The sequence below is a fragment of the Enterococcus sp. DIV0176 genome, assembly GCF_050528535.1.
Classification (GTDB): Bacteria; Bacillota; Bacilli; order Lactobacillales; family Enterococcaceae; genus Enterococcus_B; species Enterococcus_B thailandicus.
On sequence record NZ_CP172879.1, the window covers coordinates 716,444 to 734,458 of the forward strand.

12 protein-coding genes are annotated in these 18,015 nt (G+C 37.0%); 10 read left to right on the top strand and 2 right to left on the bottom strand.

Features of this window, described 5'->3' with window-relative positions:
• The first annotated feature begins 29 nt into the window (after window positions 1-29).
• A complete protein-coding gene (locus IGJ66_RS03500; protein ID WP_430616822.1) occupies window positions 30-1,295 on the top strand; it encodes a voltage-gated chloride channel family protein in 1,266 nt (421 codons plus the stop codon).
• 427 nt (window positions 1,296-1,722) lie between these two features.
• Here IGJ66_RS03500 and IGJ66_RS03505 read toward each other — a convergent pair whose 3' ends face one another.
• Together IGJ66_RS03505 and IGJ66_RS03510 are read right to left on the bottom strand one after the other, a co-directional pair.
• A complete protein-coding gene (locus tag IGJ66_RS03505) occupies window positions 1,723-2,922 on the bottom strand; it encodes a YdcF family protein (protein ID WP_430616823.1) in 1,200 nt (399 codons plus the stop codon).
• A 168-nt stretch (window positions 2,923-3,090) separates the two neighbouring features.
• On the bottom strand, window positions 3,091-4,398 hold the full coding sequence (locus IGJ66_RS03510) for a serine hydrolase (RefSeq protein ID WP_067483930.1): 1,308 nt from the start codon (window positions 4,396-4,398) through the stop codon (window positions 3,091-3,093).
• A 502-nt stretch (window positions 4,399-4,900) separates the two neighbouring features.
• Between IGJ66_RS03510 and IGJ66_RS03515 the strand changes: the two genes are divergently transcribed.
• The 9 genes from IGJ66_RS03515 to IGJ66_RS03555 all read left to right on the top strand — a co-directional run bounded on the left by IGJ66_RS03515 (window position 4,901) and on the right by IGJ66_RS03555 (window position 17,933).
• Complete coding sequence (locus IGJ66_RS03515; protein ID WP_430616824.1) at window positions 4,901-6,022, top strand: hypothetical protein; 1,122 nt, start codon at window positions 4,901-4,903, stop codon at window positions 6,020-6,022.
• Window positions 6,023-6,734: 712 nt separating this feature from the next.
• A complete protein-coding gene (locus tag IGJ66_RS03520; protein ID WP_002288762.1) occupies window positions 6,735-6,935 on the top strand; it encodes a cold-shock protein in 201 nt (66 codons plus the stop codon).
• A 373-nt stretch (window positions 6,936-7,308) separates the two neighbouring features.
• The gene (locus IGJ66_RS03525) at window positions 7,309-10,089 is read left to right on the top strand and encodes a helicase C-terminal domain-containing protein (RefSeq protein ID WP_071869147.1); all 2,781 of its coding nucleotides are present in this window, start codon (window positions 7,309-7,311) and stop codon (window positions 10,087-10,089) included.
• A gap of 52 nt (window positions 10,090-10,141) precedes the next feature.
• Entirely contained in the window at window positions 10,142-10,669 is a 528-nt protein-coding gene (locus tag IGJ66_RS03530) for a DUF5590 domain-containing protein (RefSeq protein ID WP_071869146.1), read from the top strand.
• Window positions 10,670-10,688: 19 nt separating this feature from the next.
• Entirely contained in the window at window positions 10,689-11,885 is a 1,197-nt protein-coding gene (locus IGJ66_RS03535) for a pyridoxal phosphate-dependent aminotransferase (protein WP_071869145.1), read from the top strand.
• Window positions 11,886-11,918: 33 nt separating this feature from the next.
• Window positions 11,919-13,217: an asparagine--tRNA ligase gene (gene asnS / locus IGJ66_RS03540; RefSeq protein ID WP_067483937.1), complete on the top strand. Its 1,299-nt coding sequence runs from the start codon at window positions 11,919-11,921 to the stop codon at window positions 13,215-13,217.
• 234 nt (window positions 13,218-13,451) lie between these two features.
• A complete protein-coding gene (locus IGJ66_RS03545; RefSeq protein ID WP_067483938.1) occupies window positions 13,452-13,835 on the top strand; it encodes a YccF domain-containing protein in 384 nt (127 codons plus the stop codon).
• A 171-nt stretch (window positions 13,836-14,006) separates the two neighbouring features.
• Window positions 14,007-16,106 (top strand): heavy metal translocating P-type ATPase, encoded by a 2,100-nt coding sequence (locus IGJ66_RS03550; protein ID WP_430616825.1) that lies wholly within the window; start codon window positions 14,007-14,009, stop codon window positions 16,104-16,106.
• A gap of 360 nt (window positions 16,107-16,466) precedes the next feature.
• Window positions 16,467-17,933: an amino acid permease gene (locus IGJ66_RS03555; RefSeq protein WP_067483942.1), complete on the top strand. Its 1,467-nt coding sequence runs from the start codon at window positions 16,467-16,469 to the stop codon at window positions 17,931-17,933.
• Window positions 17,934-18,015 lie beyond the last annotated feature (82 nt).

Sequence of the window (18,015 nt, forward strand, 5' to 3'; positions counted from 1 at the left end):
GTAGGTGTCTTTTTTTAGGAGGAGTTTTAATGGAAAAACAAACAACAAATGTGTTAAGAATAGGAGGCTATATGCTGAAGTGGCTACTGATTACGGCCATTTTAGGAGTGGTAATGGGAAGCCTTTCAGCATTTTTCTTAAACAGTTTAACGTTTGTAACTAATTTGCGCTTGACCCATACGTGGCTATTATTTCTTTTACCCGTAAGTGGTGCTATTTTTGCTTATTTATATACAAATTATGGTGGGAATTCAAGTCGTGGAAATAATTTAGTTATCGATCAAGGTAATGGTGGGGAAGAAAGAGTTCCGCTACGATTGATTCCATTGACTTTATTTGGAACAATCACGACTCACTTATTTGGTGGATCAGTTGGTCGTGAAGGAACGGCTGTTCAAATGGGGGGCGCATTAGCAGATAACTTATCACGTGTATTTAAACTGAATCAGTTAGAGCGAGAAATCTTGATTATCAGTGGAATCAGTGCAGGATTTAGTTCTGTTTTTGGTACACCTTTGGCAGGAACCTTGTTTGGCTTAGAGGTTTTAGCAATTGGTAAAGTTCGGACAGAGGCTTTATTTCCAAGCTTTTTTGCAGCTATTTTTGCAAATCTCATGACAGAAAGTTTTGGAATTGTTCACGTCCATTATCCGATGGGAGAAATTCCTGCGTGGAGTGGTAGTTTGTTTGGTAAATTGATGTTGGCAGGAATCGTCTTTGGTCTTTGTGGCTGGGTATTTAGTCGTTCAATCGTCTTTTTGAAAAAAGTCTATGCTAATTGGTTTACGAATCCTGTTTTACGAAACTTTATAGGTGGAGCAATTGTTGTTTTGGTAGCTGTTGTCTTGCAAACACAACGTTATCTTGGCTTAAGTTTACCTTTACTGCAAGATGCTTTTAATGGTAATGCGCACCCCTTTGATTTTTTAGGAAAACTGGGTTTTACTATTTTATCTTTGGGCGCTGGATTCCAAGGTGGGGAAGTTACACCCCTGTTTGAAATTGGTGCAACATTAGGTGCAAGTTTGGCACCAATCTTACATGTCTCTGTTCCATTTTTAGCTGGACTTGGTTTCATTGGTGTGTTTTCTGGTGCGACGAATACACCAATAGCTTGCTTTATTATGGGAGTTGAATTGTTTGGTAGTGAAGCAGCCGTGTATTTCTTTTTGATTTGTCTAGTTAGCTTTATGTGTTCTGGCAACAATGGTATTTATTCTGCACAACAGGTTAGTATAAAAAAGGGAATCTTTTTTACACCTGTTCTTGAATCATTCCGCAATAAAAGAAAATAAAAAAGCAAGTCGAGGTCAGTTCGGACTTCGACTTGCTTTTTGTTTTGTGGATATTTTTTGTTGAGTGATTAAGGTTTGGAGCTACAACCCTTTATTCACGGTGTTCCCAAAACAACTCCTCCATATAGCTTGCAGATACTTCAAAATATGCAAAGCTATTTTGAGTGTCTGCTCACTATCTAGTCGGAGCTGAACGTTTCGCGCCACAACCTTATACACGGTGTTCCCCAAGCAACTTCTTCGGCAATAAGTCCTCTTTTCATAAAAATATCCTTATTGCTTGAAGCTGAACGCTTGGCACCACAACCTTATACACGGTGTTCCCAAAACAACTCCTCAAGATAGCTTGCAACCACTTCAAAATATGAAAAGCTATTTTGAGTGTCTGCTCATTATCTAGTCGGAGCTAACCGTTTTGCGCCACAACCTAACTAAACAGTGTTACCAACACTAGCAACAAATCAAAAGCGAAAATCAACGAACACATAATGAGATGGCGCTTTTTATTCAGCATCAAGATTGCAATGTATTCTCTTAGAAAAGCATTTGGCAGATAATATAAAGCTGTCTTTGAACCAATTCCGTTTGCTTTGAGTTGTGCTTGTCGCGCATAAAGTCCTGCACGAAAAATATGATAGTTATTTGAACTGAAGATTGCTTGGTAAGGGCCTTTCATTAAACAATCCATGATTTCCTTAGAAAAACGCATATTTTCTAAAGTAGTCGTTGAATTTGTTTCAACAATAATCTGTTCTTCCGGAATGCCTTTTTTCAACGCGTAATTTTTCATTGCAACAGCTTCAGGCAACTTCTCGTCAGCTCCTTGTCCGCCAGACATCAATAATTTTGGTGGATTAAGTGTTGCTCGCTCTTGCGCTCGATAAAAGGCAATTGCTTTATCAATTCGTTGACCAAGTAAAGGTGATACTTTTTCACCACCCAAAAGTCCAGCACCTAAAACGATGATGAAATCTTGGTTGAACCGTGGACGATTGAATTGATATAGAACAGAAATCGTCAAGAAATTATAAAATACGACAAACAAGTAGAATAAAATCATGGGTACAACACTGAATAAAACGTTTGCCCACTGTGGCAGATATTGAAGTAAGAAAAGTTCAGTTAACAAAAAGATGGTTAAGAAAACACCAAGCAATAATGTCAACAAATTCGCTAGTGAATGTGATTCTTTTTTTAATACCACGATGCCATTCCAAAATAAAACGACAATCAATATATATAATCCAAACAACAGGATTAAAAGAAGGGGAATAGCAATCAGTGCAAGCAATCCACCAATGAAAACATTCTCTGTTTCAAACAAAAGCATGACTAAGTAAATACCGAAGCTGATCAGAAATAAATTAAACAACCACCCATTCAGTAGTCGCCTTTTCTCCGTAAAATAAAAAAAGGCAAAGACACTAAAAAAGAATAAGGGAATCATAAAAAAGAGTGAGTGATAGGAAATTTCTAATACAATCAAGTAAGTCAGTAATACACCAAAGGACCATGTACTACCATAGAAAAAAAGTGCAGGATCTTTTTGTTTTTTCCGCCAATAATAAATACCAACAATGCCTAAAAAATAGAGAGCCATAAAAGCTAGATCTCTGGTTAAATTCATAAGTTCAACTCCTTTTTCATTCATTAAGTATAACGAAATTTCTCTAAAAAAGCTTTTAATAAAACTAAAAAATTGAAAGAAAATGAGCGAAATAAAAAAGCGTGAGAGCCGTTGTCGTGTGACAAACGTTTCTCACGCTTAATGAATTGTAGATTACTTTACTTAGGATTAAAAAAGATTTGTAAAGAATTCAGCGACATGTCGCCAACCAAGAACGAAAATATTCGCTTTTTCAACTTTAGCAGTTGTGATGATATCAGTTGCAGGTGCATCTTTTTCATCTAAATAGCCAAGTTTGTCATCTGCTAAAGTGATTGTAGCAGTACCGACTTTTGTTCCTTTGTCTGCAGGTGCTTGAATTTTTTGATCGGTTAATGAATCTTTTGCAAGTGTAGGTGTAATGGTTAACTTTCCTGTATCCATGTCATTACGAACCCAAACTTTAACTGGTGACTTAAGTGCGACTGGAACAGTTTGTTCTTTACCATCAAGAACATCGATTGTTTTCATGTCTGGAATACTTGCGCCAGCTTTACCTAATTCTTTTTCTGACCAGTTGTCATAGCAGTAGTCCATTAAGTTTGCAGTAGCAGTAAAGCGAGCACTTGGATTTTCTTCATGGCCATCAGCATTTAATACAACGGTGATTACACGACGATCATCTTTTTTGATCGTACCAACAAAACAGGCACCGGCCAAATCAGTTGTTCCAGTTTTTAATCCATCAACGCCTTCTTTGTGGTTGATAAATCCCGGAAGCATCCAGTTCCAGTTAACCATCTCAACTGGGGAAACCGTATCTTCACCAAACATTTGAGTCGCAGTACTTGTGACTTCTAAAATCTCCGGATAATCTAGAATCAGGTGACGAGCAACAATAGCGACATCACGTGCAGAAAGCTGATTTTCGTCTGTTTCAGAGCTTCCTGGGTAGCGATTATCCCCCAAATAGCTATTATTTAGTCCAGAAGCATTGACTAAAGTAGCATCTGTGATCCCCCATTTTTTTAATTGTGTTTGCATCAACTCAACGAATTTAGGTTCACTACCAGCAATTTTTTCAGCAAGTGCAACAATTGATGCGTTAGCAGATTGGATTGCAGCAGAATCAAAAAGTTCTTTGACAGTATACGTGTTTTCCTTGTGCAATGGCACATTTGATAGATCTGGTGTAACACTTAATTCTTCCGCATAATCTGAAATGGATACTTCATCATCCCAAGCAAGCTTTCCCTGTTTAACTTGGTCAAGGATAATGTAAAGACCAATGATTTTTGTGACTGAGGCAATTCCCATCGGTGTATCACCATCTTGGTTATACAAAATCTTGCCGGTTTCGGCATCAATTGCAAAGGCCGCTTTGGCGCCAACAGAAAACGTGTCGTCAGCCCTAACAGTTAATGTGGGGAAAAGGGAGGCAACACATAAGATGAGGCTAGCAAGCAGAACAACTAACCGTGTTTTTTTTATGGACATATTCAGTCTCCTTATCGATTTCTTTTCGTACAAATTAAAATTTTATCAGAGAGTGTGGGGACTTTCAATGTTTCTGAAAAAAACTTTAGATGTTAGTAAATCAGGAGACGTAGAGTCAAAATTATAGTAGAAATCAATCGTTTTTTACACGTATTTTAACTGGTTGTGGGTCAAGTTCAACGACACGACTAGCGACAAATGCGAATAAGCTCATCATACTCAATAAACTAAAAATAATTAGTAATTGCATCTTTTTCACCTCATTTAAGTTAGTGATCAATCCATTTTTTGAAGTTTTTCTATTTGATAACTTAATCATAATAGTAAATTTTGAATCATTTGCTGAGAAGTTTAGAGGAAAGAATGGTTTAAATGTGAACAAAACATGAATTATTGAGAAATGAGAAAACGCTTGCGGGTTGCAATTCGTTTTATTGGGTTGAAAAAAATTGTTGTGGTAGACTTTAAATGTAGGAATGATTTTTTTAGGAGGGATGCGTTTATGACAAAAATCGATAAAGAATTGTTGTCTCAATTAGCTTCAGAAGGTGCAAAAGGTCCGTTTGTAACAATTATGTTGAATACACACGTTTCACATCAAGATGTTGAAAAAGATCAAATCAAATTTAAAAATTTTGCGAAAGAAGCCAAAAAACGTTTTGAAAAAAAATACTCAAAACATGAGTGGACTCCATTTAAAGAAAAGATTGAGGAAATCCTAAATGATGCTTCATTTTGGCGTAGTGGCACAAAAAGTGTGGCAGTTGTCTTAAATGAAGAGCAATCGTATATTTACCGTTTAAGTATTCCAGTTGATGATCAATATTATGTTAGTGATTTACCTTATTTATTGGCAATCATTAAAAATGCGCAATTCAACTATTCTTATTTTTTATTAGGATTGAATCGCGATTCCATGAAGTTGTATGAAGTAAGCAACAAGTTGATCAAAGAAATCGAATTACCAGAAGATGCACCAGTAGATATCGTAACAGCTTTGGGCGACGAGTTAACAGGTGGGAATCTAAACTTTATTACGAGTGGTAAAGCAGGGAATTCAAAAGAAGGTGTGACGTTCCATGGAGTCAGCACGAAAGATGAAGAAGTCAAAATCGATTGGATTAACTATTATCAAGCGGTAGATAATTATTTACGTGATACATTTGAAAATCCAGAAAAATGGCCAATTTATTTATTTGCCTTACCTGAAAATCAAGCTGTTTTCAAAAAAGTAGCAAAAAATCCAGACTATCGTTCAGATGTTGCTGTCTCAGCTTCACCAGCGCAATTGTCATTAAAAGATATTGAGGTTGGCGCGCAACGTTTGTCAAAAGAATTGGCAGATAAAGAAGCTGAAAGTTATAACAAATTGTTGGATAAAAAATTCATTGATCAATTAGTGGATATTGTTCCAGCGGCGAAAGAAGGTAAAATTTCGCATTTGTTTATTGCAACTTCTAATTTAGTCGATGGCTTTGGTGAAGATCCGGAAACGGAATATGATCGCCGTCAAGTTTTAAATCAATTGGCGGATGATGTCATTGAAACTGGTGGACAAGTCTTTATCTTAGATCAAAAAGAATCGCCAGATGAAAAGAGTTTGGTGGCAATTTTGCGCTATTAAGGAAGGTTGTAGCACAAAACGTTTAGCTTCGACAAGATAGTGAGCAGCCATTCAAAACAGCATCTCATGTTTTGAAGTGGATGAAAGCTATGTGGAGGAGTTGTTTTGGGAACACCGAGAGAAAGGTTGTGGCTCCAAGCGTTCAGCTTCAAGCAATAAGGAATTTTTTCTAAAAATAGCTACTCATGTTTTTATGAAAAAAAGACTTATTGTCGAAGAAGCTGCTTGGGGAACACCGAGAAAAAGGGCGCGAATGAAGCCCATCCACTTTAATAGATAACAAAAAGAATTTTTGATTTGACCACGAAAATAAGGCTGAAAATAGTGCACAAAGAACAGTTAAGAATGACCTGCTTTTAAGTATTAGAAAAGGCTTGCTGTGTTATTTCTCTTATTTTTACTATGGACAAGAAGTCAGACGTTACGCTGGCTTCTTGTTCTTTTTTTTTGCGTATCCGTTTCCTTTCTTAATAATCAAAAAACTTCAAAGAAAATTGTTCGAGTTCTACTTAAGGTGGGAATTGTGAAAAAAATGGAGTTTTTTTAAATAAATGTTCTAAAATTCTAGCTATTCCAATAGATGTATGGTATATTAATAGTCGTAGTTTCTGTTCGGTAATTATGGTAGCTTGTTTCAAATAAACATCTTCCAGATATTCACCATACAAGTAATTGCAAAATATGTGTTTGAAACACAAGGAGGATTTTTATTATGGAAACAGGTACAGTTAAATGGTTTAACTCAGAAAAAGGATTTGGATTTATCACTGCAGAAAACGGAAACGACGTATTCGTTCATTTCTCAGCTATCCAAGGCGACGGATTCAAAACTTTAGAAGAAGGCCAAGCAGTAACTTTTGATGTTGAAGAAGGTCAACGTGGACCTCAAGCAACTAACGTTACTAAAGCTTAATTAACCTATAAATTAAACAAAAGCTTGGAGTAGTTATCTTTTGATAATTATTCCAAGCTTTTTTATTGTGTCAGAGTTGATTCTTTTTTCTTGATCCAATCAGTAACGATTCAATTTTTTACAGAAAAAATAAAAGGGAGAGGCTAGGATAAAAATTCTCAGCCTTTTTTTGTTACGAAAGTTAGCCAGCAAGGAAAAAAATCTTTGAGAAGGGAGAAAAGGTGGATAAAAAAAGTGTGAATCATTTTTGAACGTTCGTTCTTTCTTTTTAAGGTGAAACACTTTTGTCGCAGCCTCTTCTTTGTAGTATAATTTCAAAAGAAACACCCGTACTAAAAAAGTAAATGAAGCGGCAAGAGAAGAGGAAATTATTTTGAAACCAACAACTTATGCAGTCGTCGATATTGAAACGACTGGGACGAACCCAAAAGAAGATCGTATTATTCAATTTGGCTGCGTCATGATTGAAGCTGGTCGAATTACTTCCCGCTTTTCGATCGACATTAATCCGGGGCGAAAGATTTCAAAACAAATCCAACATTTAACAGGAATTTCGAACCAACGCGTCCAGCGTGCGCCTTATTTTGAAGATGTCGCACCGACGATTTACAATCTCTTAGCAGAAACAGTATTTGTCGCACATAATATTTACTTTGATTATAAATTTTTGAATCAAGAATTGATGCGGTGTGGTCTTCCAGAATTAAAGATTCCGGGGATTGATACGGTTGAATTAGCGCAGATTTTTTTACCAACAGAACCAAGTTTTCGCTTGAGCGATTTATCTGAAAGTTTAGGATTTATTCATGAAAATCCACATCAGGCAGACAGCGATGCGGAAGTGACTGGTCAGCTCCTTTTACTGATTGAAGAACGCATGCGTCAGTTGCCATTAGTTACGTTGGAAGAAATCGTTCGACTAAGTAAATACACTGGGATGGATACGAGCCGATTCATCGCACGTGTTGTTGAAGAGATGAAACAGCAAGTCCAGCCATTAGATGATTCGATTGAGATCATTGATGGGATTGCACTACAGAAGAAACAAGTGGAGCTGTTTTCCCAGGTTCACTACGGTAAACAAACTTATCCAAGAAAAAAACAGGCAAAAGAGCGAATGTTTGGCGAAACATTGATGTATCGTAAAGAACAAAATCGTTTGATGAATGCAGTATATGATCACTTCACTAAAAAAGAGGAACAAAAAAACTTGATGATCGAAGCTGCGACGGGAATGGGGAAAACGATTGGCTACTTGTTACCACTAAGCTATTTGGCAACACCTGAGAAACCAGCTATTATTAGTACTGTTTCACTAGTCCTTCAGCAACAAATCGTCGAGAAAGACATTCCTTTGCTAAACCAATTACTGGATCAGCCGATTCAAGCAACAATCATCAAAAGTTTTCGTCATTATATTGATCTTCAACGGTTGAAAGCGACACTGAACGAAGCACCAAGTCAAAAACAATATGCATTGTATCAAATGTCGGTTTTAGTTTGGCTGACACAAACACAAACCGGTGATTTAGATGAATTACATTTAACGAATTTGAACCATGTCTTTTTCCACGATATTGCTCATCGTGGCGTTCATTTTTTAGCACCAAACCAGCCATTTTACGAACAAGATTTTGTTCGCTTTTTATTGAAAAAAGCAAAACAAAGTAATTTTTTGATTGTTAATCATGCATTTTTAGTCCAAGAAACGTTGCGTAAAGAGCCATTACTACCTGAGAGCCCCTATTTGTTGATTGATGAGGCGCATCACTTGCCTGAAATTGCTGAGAAAATCAATGATCGAAGATTGAGTGTGGCACATTTTTATAAACAAGTACAGCAGTTGAATGATGAAGGGCAATTGTTTGATCGCATGAGCAGTTATTTGCCAGATAATCATGAAGTGACTCGTTGGTTACAGATTTACCGGCAGGAATTAGTTTCTTTATGTGAGGCACAGTTCACGATTGCAGAAGGTCTGACGGAGTTGTTGAACCAAAACGGAAACAGTCATCAAGAAGAGGTCATGGTAACGAAAGAATTATTAGATGAATTACCATTTGAGGCAGGGATTGCGATTGATCATCTGCAATTATTCTATCGGGAAATTTATCAGCTTCATGAACAATTGAAATTAAGTTTGGAAATCATTCAAGAAAGCTGGTCAAATCAAATGCGCTTGGATCTAGCCAATTTGTATGCTTTATTTGACCAATTAGATACGCAACAACAATTTATGGAGCAATGGTTGGAAGATTGGCGTGAACAGTTGATTCACTGGGTCGTGCTTGGAACTGGTCCACAGCAATTGATGTTTCATCTACATGATTTTCAAGCAGCGTTATTACCTACAACAGTTTGGTATCCAAGATATCAACACATTCTTTACATTGGTGGTACTTTGAAAATTGGACCGGATCGGAATTATCTTTCAAAACGACTGGGTATTGAAGGCACACCATTGAAAGTAATTGCCTCACCATATGATTATGAAAGCCAAGCCAGAATTTATTTGCCAACAGAAGCACCCGCAGTGAATCAGGTAACAAGTCAGGAATATATCGAATACTTGACCAAAACACTAACGGGATTGATTAAACGAGAACAGCGACCTATTTTAGTCTTGTTCACCTCGCATGATATTTTGCAACAAGTCTATCAAAAAATGCATATGAGAATGCTGGAACAAGGCAGAGAAATATTAGCACAAGGATTTGGTGGAAGTCGCGAAAAATTATTGAAGCGATTCATGTTGTCAGAAATGAGTGTCCTTTTTGGTGCTGATAGCTTTTGGGAGGGTGTCGACTTGCCCGGAGATGCGCTCCAAATTGTTGTTGTCACACGACTACCTTTTGATAATCCAAAACGACCAATGGTAAAAGCTAGAAATGCCTATCTTGAATCAGAAGGAATCAATCCTTTTTATCAGGAATCAGTGCCTAAAGCAGCTTTGAAATTACGCCAAGCGTTGGGACGACTGATTCGGACTGAAACTGATCGTGGTGTGTTATTGATTTTAGATCGTCGGTTGTTAACGGCAAGATATGGTGGAAGAATTTTACGTTCTCTACCGAAAAAAGTAAAAGTCCAAGAAGAACCAATTGATGTAATCTACCAAGAAATCAGTGAATTCTTAACAAAAAACGAAGAATAAAGTCAAAGTAATCTTCCTATTTTGAGAGAAAAATCTGGTATAATGAAATGCAATGAAGATAAAGGAGCGACGATCCTTGAAGAAAGAATCAAAAAGAGAAAGAACCATTAATCGCGTGTTGCTTAGTTTGATCGTATTTTTACTAGCAGTAATCGTCTTTAGTTCGATTTTTTATTTGCGATCAAATCGCCCTTATGCACAGGCGGAAAAAGAAGCAACAGCTCTTGCAAAGAAATATGCGAATTTGGAAAATGTCGATCAGTTTTACTGGTATACGCGTGAAAAAACTTATTTTTCACTAATGGGGACGAATGACAAAAATCAAAAAATTGTAGTCGTCATTCCAAAATCTGGTGATAAGGTGAAAATCTTGGATCAAAATAAAGGTTTAACAGAAGAAGAAGCCAAACAAAAAATCCAAGAAGCACATCCAGAAGCCGTAATTGAAAAAGCAACACTAGGGATTTTTGAAGATCAGCCTGTTTGGGAAGTTGTCGCTAAAGGTACGGACAATTCATTAAGTTATTACCTTATTACATTTGAATCAGGCGATGAAGTGAAAACCATTCAAAATATTTAACTGTGAAGGGATGAAAAGGATGGAGCTATCTAAGAGAGCACAACGTTTAGAGCCTTCTGTAACACTTGCAGCGGCAGCCAAAGCAAAAGCACTGAAAGCCCAAGGTAGAGATATCTTAAGCTTAACAGTAGGTGAACCAGACTTTGCAACACCTGAGAATATTCAGGAAGCTGCAATCCAAGCAATCAAAAATGGGAAAGCAAGCTATTATACACCAACTGCTGGAATTCCAGAGTTGCGCCAAGCAATTGTTGATTATTTAAAACAGCATTACCAACTTGATTATCAAGCTTCACAGACCATTGTTACTGACGGAGCAAAGTTTGCCTTATACACGCTCTTTCAAACAATTCTTGATCCCTCAGATGAAGTAATTATCCCTGTTCCTTACTGGGTAAGTTATGGGGAGCAGGTCAAATTAGCCGAAGGTGTCCCAGTCTTTGTTCGTGGAGAAGAAGCAAATGAGTTCAAAGTGACAGTGGAGCAGTTAGAGGCTGCTCGTTCTGAGAAAACGAAAGCGGTGATTATTAATTCACCGTCTAATCCGACAGGGATGATTTACACCAAAGAAGAACTGTTGGCGATTGGAAAATGGGCCGTTGCAAATAATATTTTGATTGTTGCAGATGATATTTATGGTCGTTTAGTTTATAATGGCAATGAATTTACTCCAATTGCCACATTAGGTGAAGCAATTCGTGAACAAACAATTATCATCAATGGTGTTTCAAAAACATATGCCATGACTGGTTGGCGGATCGGGTATGCAGTTGGTAATCAAGCAATCATTGACGGAATGATCACGATTGCATCACAATCGACTAGCAATCCAACAGCAGTCAGTCAGTATGCTGCAGTTGAGGCATTAAGAGGAGAACAGGATACGGTAGAAGAAATGCGTCAGGCGTTTGAAGAACGTCTCAACCGTTTGTATCCATTAGTGGCAGCATTGCCAGGAGTCAAACTTGCGAAACCGCAAGGCGCTTTCTATCTGTTCCCTAATGTGAAAGAAACGTTAACTATTTGTGGGTATAGCAATGTGACAGAATGGGTCGAAGATCTGTTAGAAGAAACAGGCGTTGCTTTAGTTACGGGTGAAGGATTTGGTGCAAGTGAAAATGTTCGTTTGAGCTATGCGACAAATCTTGGAACGCTTGAAGAAGCTGTGTTAAGGATTGCTCAATTTATTGAGAGTAAAAGTCAAAATGAATCCTGAAAGTAAAACAGGAAGAAAAAAGGAGAGTCATTCGTGGAACAAATTCAAATTATTGATTCGAAAAACCATGTAGGAGAAACTGTGACAATTGGTGCTTGGGTTGCTAACAAGCGCTCAAGCGGAAAAATTGCCTTTCTTCAACTAAGAGATGGAACAGCCTTTTTCCAAGGCGTAGTTGTCAAAAGTGAGGTACCAGAAGAAGTTTTCCAAACAGCTAAGAACTTACATCAAGAAACAGCAATCACTGTTACTGGTGAAATTCGTGAAGATAGCCGTTCAAAATTTGGGTATGAAATTGGCATTACTAACATCGAAGTTGTTGGTGAAAGTCATGATTATCCAATCACACCGAAAGAACACGGTACAGACTTTTTGATGGATCACCGCCATTTATGGTTGCGCTCATCACGTCAACATGCAATTATGCAAATTAGAAATGAAATCATTCGTGCAACGTACGAATTTTTCAATGCGAATCAATTTGTTAAAATTGATCCACCAATTTTGACTGGTTCAGCACCAGAAGGCACAACCGACTTATTTGAAACAAACTATTTTGATCAAAAAGCGTATCTTTCTCAAAGTGGTCAATTATACATGGAAGCTGCTGCAATGGCATTTGGAAAAGTCTTTTCATTTGGACCAACATTCCGTGCAGAAAAATCAAAAACACGTCGTCACTTAATTGAGTTTTGGATGATTGAACCAGAAATGGCCTTTACTCATCAAGAAGAAAGCTTGGAAGTCCAAGAAAAATATGTGGCTTTCTTAGTACAAAGTGTCTTAGATAATTGTGATTATGCTTTAGATGTACTGGAACGTGATAAAGAAGTCTTGAAGTCTTATACTAAATTACCTTTCCCACGTATCACGTATGATGATGCGATTGAACTATTGAAGAAAAATGGATTTGATGATATTGAGTGGGGCGAGGACTTCGGTTCACCACACGAAACGTTTATTGCGAATTCATTTGAACAACCTGTTTTCATTTTGAACTATCCAAAAGCAATCAAACCTTTCTACATGAAACCACATCCTACACGTGAAGATGTTGTGATTTGTGCAGATATGATTGCGCCAGAAGGTTACGGCGAAATCATTGGAGGCAGTGAACGTGCAACTGATTACGAATTTTTACTAGAACAAATTCGTGAACATGGCTTAGATGAAAATGAATATTCTTGGTACCTTGACCTACGTAAATATGGCTCTGTACCTCATTCAGGTTTTGGTTTGGGTCTAGAACGTACGGTTACTTGGATTTCAGGAATTGATCATGTGCGTGAGGCAATCCCATTCCCTCGTTTGTTGAACCGTATTTATCCATAAAGGTTGTGGTTCCAAGCGATTAGCTTCAAGCAATAAGGATGCTTTTCTAAAAATAGTTTTCCATATTTTTGTGAAATTTAGACTTACTGGGAGGAAGTTGCTTTAGGAACACTTTAAATAAGAACACAACTTAATAAAAAGAGTTTAAAAAGGAAGCATGACGAAACTTTCATGCTTCCTTTTTGGCATTTTATGCGATAATAGATTCAAGTAACTTTGGCAAAGGAGAATAGTATGAGCTGTTTAGGAAATATTTTATGGTTTATTTTTGGTGGATTAGTTGGTGGACTTGGCTGGCTGATCGCCGGTGTATTATGGTGTATAACAATTGTTGGAATCCCAATTGGGTTACAATGTTTTAAACTTGCTTCTCTATCTTTTGCTCCATTTGGAAAAGAAGTCGTTTATCATCAAAGTGGTTTTTCATTGATTGTCAATTTGATTTGGTTGATTGTATCAGGTCTCCCTTTGGCGTTAACACACGTTGTAAGTGGCTTGATTTTGTGCATTACGATTGTGGGAATCCCATTTGGTAAGCAATCATTCAAATTAGCTCGTTTGGCATTGATGCCATTTGGAGCAGAAATTGTTCCAAGTAATCACTATTATTTTGAGTAACGATCAAATAGCGGACAAAACGGAAATCGTTTTGTCCGCTATTTTTGACAAGAAAAGAAAAATGTCAAATAAAAGAAAAAAAGAGAAGGCTTCCAGTTGACATATGAATGCACATTCATTTATAATTACTTATGAAGAGTTATTCATGTGTATTGCAAGGAGGGAAAGAAAATGAATAAAGATTATCGATTAGATGGCTTAGATTGTGCAAATTGCGCAATGAAAATTGAAAAAAAAGTACAGACAATTGAAGGTGTGAAGGAAGCAAATGTAAACTTTACTACTGGTAAGTTGCGAATTGTTGCAAACGAAGCAGATTTAGCAACAGTTGAAACGAAAACGAAGCAAGCAATTAAAGAAATCGAACCTGATGTGGCGGTTAGTGAGATTACAAATAATCATCAAGACGGAGACGGACATAATCATGAGCATGATAATAGTCGAAATGATTTGCTTCGTATTCTTATCTCTGCATTAGGAATGGGCCTTTTGATTTGGTTCTCGCCAACTGGTATTGTTCGCCTAATTGGTTATCTCCTTATTTATGGATTAATTGGTTTTGATGTAATAAAAAAAGCTGTTATGAATATAACCAAGGGTCAGATTTTTGATGAAAACTTTTTGATGGCGATTGCGACAATTGGTGCAATGATTATTGGCGAATATCCTGAAGCAGTTGCTGTAATGCTGTTTTATCAAGTAGGTGAATATTTCCAAGGATTTGCGGTCAAACAATCACGGAGATCTATTCGTGAACTGATGGCCATTCGCCCTGATACAGCCCGTGTCCAAACTTCTGAAGGCTGGAAGAATGTTTCACCAGAAGCAGTTGAGTTAGGACAACAAGTCTTAATCAAGCCTGGTGAAAGAGTCCCACTAGATGGAAAGATTATTGAAGGTGAATCTATGGTTGATACTTCTGCCTTAACTGGAGAATCTGTTCCGCGAAAAGTAACGAGTGGAGAAATGATTCTCAGCGGTTTTATCAATAAAAATCAACCTATCGTAATGAGTGTTGAGAAAACTTATGGTGAATCAACAATCAGTAAGTTATTGGAATTAGTTGAAAATGCTAGTAGTAAGAAAGCACCAGCCGAAAATTTCATCACTAAATTTGCGCGTTACTATACACCAATCGTAGTTGTTTTAGCGGTATTGTTAGCAATTGTGCCACCATTAGTGGTTCCTGGTGCCGTATTCTCTGAATGGATTTATCGAGCATTGACGTTCTTAGTTATTTCTTGTCCTTGTGCTTTAGTGATTTCTGTCCCATTGAGTTTCTTTGGCGGGATAGGTGGCGCAAGTAAGATTGGGGTATTGGTTAAAGGAAGTAACTACCTTGAACTACTTGCAGAAACAGAAACAGTCGTTTTTGACAAAACGGGGACGTTAACTAAAGGTGAATTCTCAGTTCAAACAATTGAAACAACGATGGATCAAACAACTTTTATGCAATATGTAGCGAGTGCCGAACAATATTCTACACATCCAATCGCTCAATCAGTCTTGGCTGCTTACCAAGGTCCTTTATTGGTGAGTGAACAAGTAGAAGAAATTGCTGGTGAGGGAATCTCAGCAGTGATTGATGCTCATGATATTTTAGTTGGTAATCAGAAATTGATGGCGCGTAAACAAATTGCATTTTCTACGAGTGAAGAAGTTGGAACATTACTTTATGTTGCGATTGACCAAAAATATGTCGGCTTCCTATTGATTGCAGACGCACTAAAAGAGGATGCAATTGAAACAATGAATAAGTTGAGAAAAGCTGGCGTCAAAGAAACAGTCATGTTGACAGGTGATGCGAAAAAGATTGCTGATTCTGTAGGTGAAAAAGTAGGAATTGATCAAGTTTATAGTGAATTGCTTCCTCAAGATAAAGTTGACAAATTAGAAATGATTCTTGCAAAAAGTTCTGGCAAAGTAGCTTTTGTGGGTGACGGAATCAATGATGCTCCCGTTTTAGCAAGAGCAGATGTCGGAATCGCCATGGGCGGATTAGGAAGCGATGCGGCAATTGAAGCAGCTGATGTTGTAATCATGAACGATGAACCTTCAAAAATTGCAGACGCGATGCGAGTAGCTCGTAAGACATTACGAATTGTGAAACAAAATATTGTCTTTGCAATTGGTGTGAAAGTTCTAGTTTTACTACTTGGTGCATTAGGCTTTGCCTCAATGGGTGATGCTGTTTTCGCAGATGTCGGGGTAACGGTGATTGCTGTTTTGAATGCAATGAGATGTTTGCGAGTGAAAAAATTAAATAAATGAATATTGATAAATTAAATATGCGTAAAAAAGTTTTGTTATCGCTCTAAAAAATAACGTATGTTCGAATCCAAGAGATCACTGTTGCTGGTCTCTTGGATTTTTTTCATGTAATTTTAAAAGAAGTCGCAGCAAACAAAAATGTATTTTCATTTTTCAGAAAATTATGTCTTGCAAGTATCATAAGACGAAAACTTTTTGAACAAAAAATATTTTTCTGGTTTTATGATGAAAAAATAATTTTAAAATGATGTGTTTATGATAAAAGAATGCACACTTAAAATAACAAACTATTGCGACAGTTAAAAAAAGTGATTATTATTACATGGTGCAATAGATACTTTATATCAAAGGAGAGAGACAATGAACGACAAACAACTGCGCTGGTTCACAGTTGCATTGATTGCATTCAATATGGTCTGGGGTATGGGAAATGTTGTGAATAACTATGCACAACAAGGGATTTCCGTTATTACTTCTTGGCTATTGATTCTTGCAATCTATTTTATTCCTTATGCTTTGATTGTTGGCCAATTAGGTTCAACATTTAAAGATAGTAAAGGTGGCGTAAGCTCTTGGGTTGAAAATACAACTTCCAATAAACGACTAGCTTATTACGCTGCATGGACTTATTGGGTTGTGCATATTCCTTATTTGGCACAAAAACCACAAGCAATTTTGATTGCCGCTGGCTGGGCAGTCCAAGGAAATGGAGATATCGTGAATACGATGTCTGTTCAATTAGTTGCTATTATTTCATTAGTAATCTTTCTAGCGTTCTTATACTTATCAACTAAAGGATTATCAACATTGAAAGTAATCGGTGGATTAGCAGGAACTGCGATGTTCGTGATGTCATTACTATTCATCTTACTAGCAGTGACAGCACCATTCATCAATCCAACAATGGAATTTGCTACACCACATATGAATCAAGTGAAAACATATATTCCGACATTTGATTTTAGTTACTTCACAACCGTTTCAATGTTAGTTTTCGCAGTAGGTGGAGCAGAAAAAATCTCTCCTTACGTAAACTCAACAAGAAATCCTGCAAAAGAATTTCCAAAAGGAATGATTTTCTTAGCAGCAATGGTTGGTGTTTGTGCAGTATTAGGTTCAGTTGCAATGGGTATGCTATTTGCAAGTGACAATATTCCCAAAGACTTAATGGCAAATGGTGCTTACAGTGCCTTCCAAATTTTAGGTAATTACTATGGAATTGGAAATGCACTAATGATTATCTATGCGTTAACAAATATGGTTGGGCAAATTTCTGCTTTGGCCTTCTCAATTGACGCGCCACTAAAAATCTTGTTAGCTGATGCTGATCCAGAGTTCGTACCAAACTGGTTGCGTAAACGTAATCGTAAAGGGACTTTGGTCAACGGTTATTTCTTAACAGGGATTTTAGTAAGTATCATTATCTTACTACCAATTTTCGGTATCAAAGACATGAATGAATTAGTTAAATGGTTGACTAACTTAAACTCAGTTGTAATGCCAATGCGTTATCTATGGGTATTCTTGGCTTACATGATGTTGAATAAAGCATATAAAAAATTCACTTCAGAGTATAAATTTGTTAAGAATCCTAAAATCGGTTATATCTTCGGTGCATGGTGTTTTGCATTTACAGCATTTGCTTGTATCTTAGGTATGGTTCCAAAAATCGAATACGCAGCTGATCCAAAAGCTTGGTGGTTCCAATTGATTTCAAATATCATTACACCAATTGTGTTGATTTTACTAGGAATGATCTTACCTGCGATTGCACGTCGTGATAAGAACAAAGAAGTTCCTGTATCAGAAACAATTCCACAAGCATAATTCAGTAATTAAGTAATAAAAGTGAAAGAATAAGTTGCCATAGGGTCTGACAAGCTAACTAGTGATTAGTTTGTCAGATCCT

What these genes read in the sequence shown, in the direction of transcription:
- IGJ66_RS03500 (WP_430616822.1), top strand. Translation starts at nt 30, where the DNA reads ATGGAAAAACAAACAACAAATGTGTTAAGAATAGGAGGCTATATGCTG.
- IGJ66_RS03505 (WP_430616823.1), bottom strand. Translation starts at nt 2,922, where the DNA reads ATGAATTTAACCAGAGATCTAGCTTTTATGGCTCTCTATTTTTTAGGC.
- IGJ66_RS03510 (WP_067483930.1), bottom strand. Translation starts at nt 4,398, where the DNA reads ATGTCCATAAAAAAAACACGGTTAGTTGTTCTGCTTGCTAGCCTCATC.
- IGJ66_RS03515 (WP_430616824.1), top strand. Translation starts at nt 4,901, where the DNA reads ATGACAAAAATCGATAAAGAATTGTTGTCTCAATTAGCTTCAGAAGGT.
- IGJ66_RS03520 (WP_002288762.1), top strand. Translation starts at nt 6,735, where the DNA reads ATGGAAACAGGTACAGTTAAATGGTTTAACTCAGAAAAAGGATTTGGA.
- IGJ66_RS03530 (WP_071869146.1), top strand. Translation starts at nt 10,142, where the DNA reads ATGAAGATAAAGGAGCGACGATCCTTGAAGAAAGAATCAAAAAGAGAA.
- IGJ66_RS03535 (WP_071869145.1), top strand. Translation starts at nt 10,689, where the DNA reads ATGGAGCTATCTAAGAGAGCACAACGTTTAGAGCCTTCTGTAACACTT.
- IGJ66_RS03545 (WP_067483938.1), top strand. Translation starts at nt 13,452, where the DNA reads ATGAGCTGTTTAGGAAATATTTTATGGTTTATTTTTGGTGGATTAGTT.
- IGJ66_RS03550 (WP_430616825.1), top strand. Translation starts at nt 14,007, where the DNA reads ATGAATAAAGATTATCGATTAGATGGCTTAGATTGTGCAAATTGCGCA.
- IGJ66_RS03555 (WP_067483942.1), top strand. Translation starts at nt 16,467, where the DNA reads ATGAACGACAAACAACTGCGCTGGTTCACAGTTGCATTGATTGCATTC.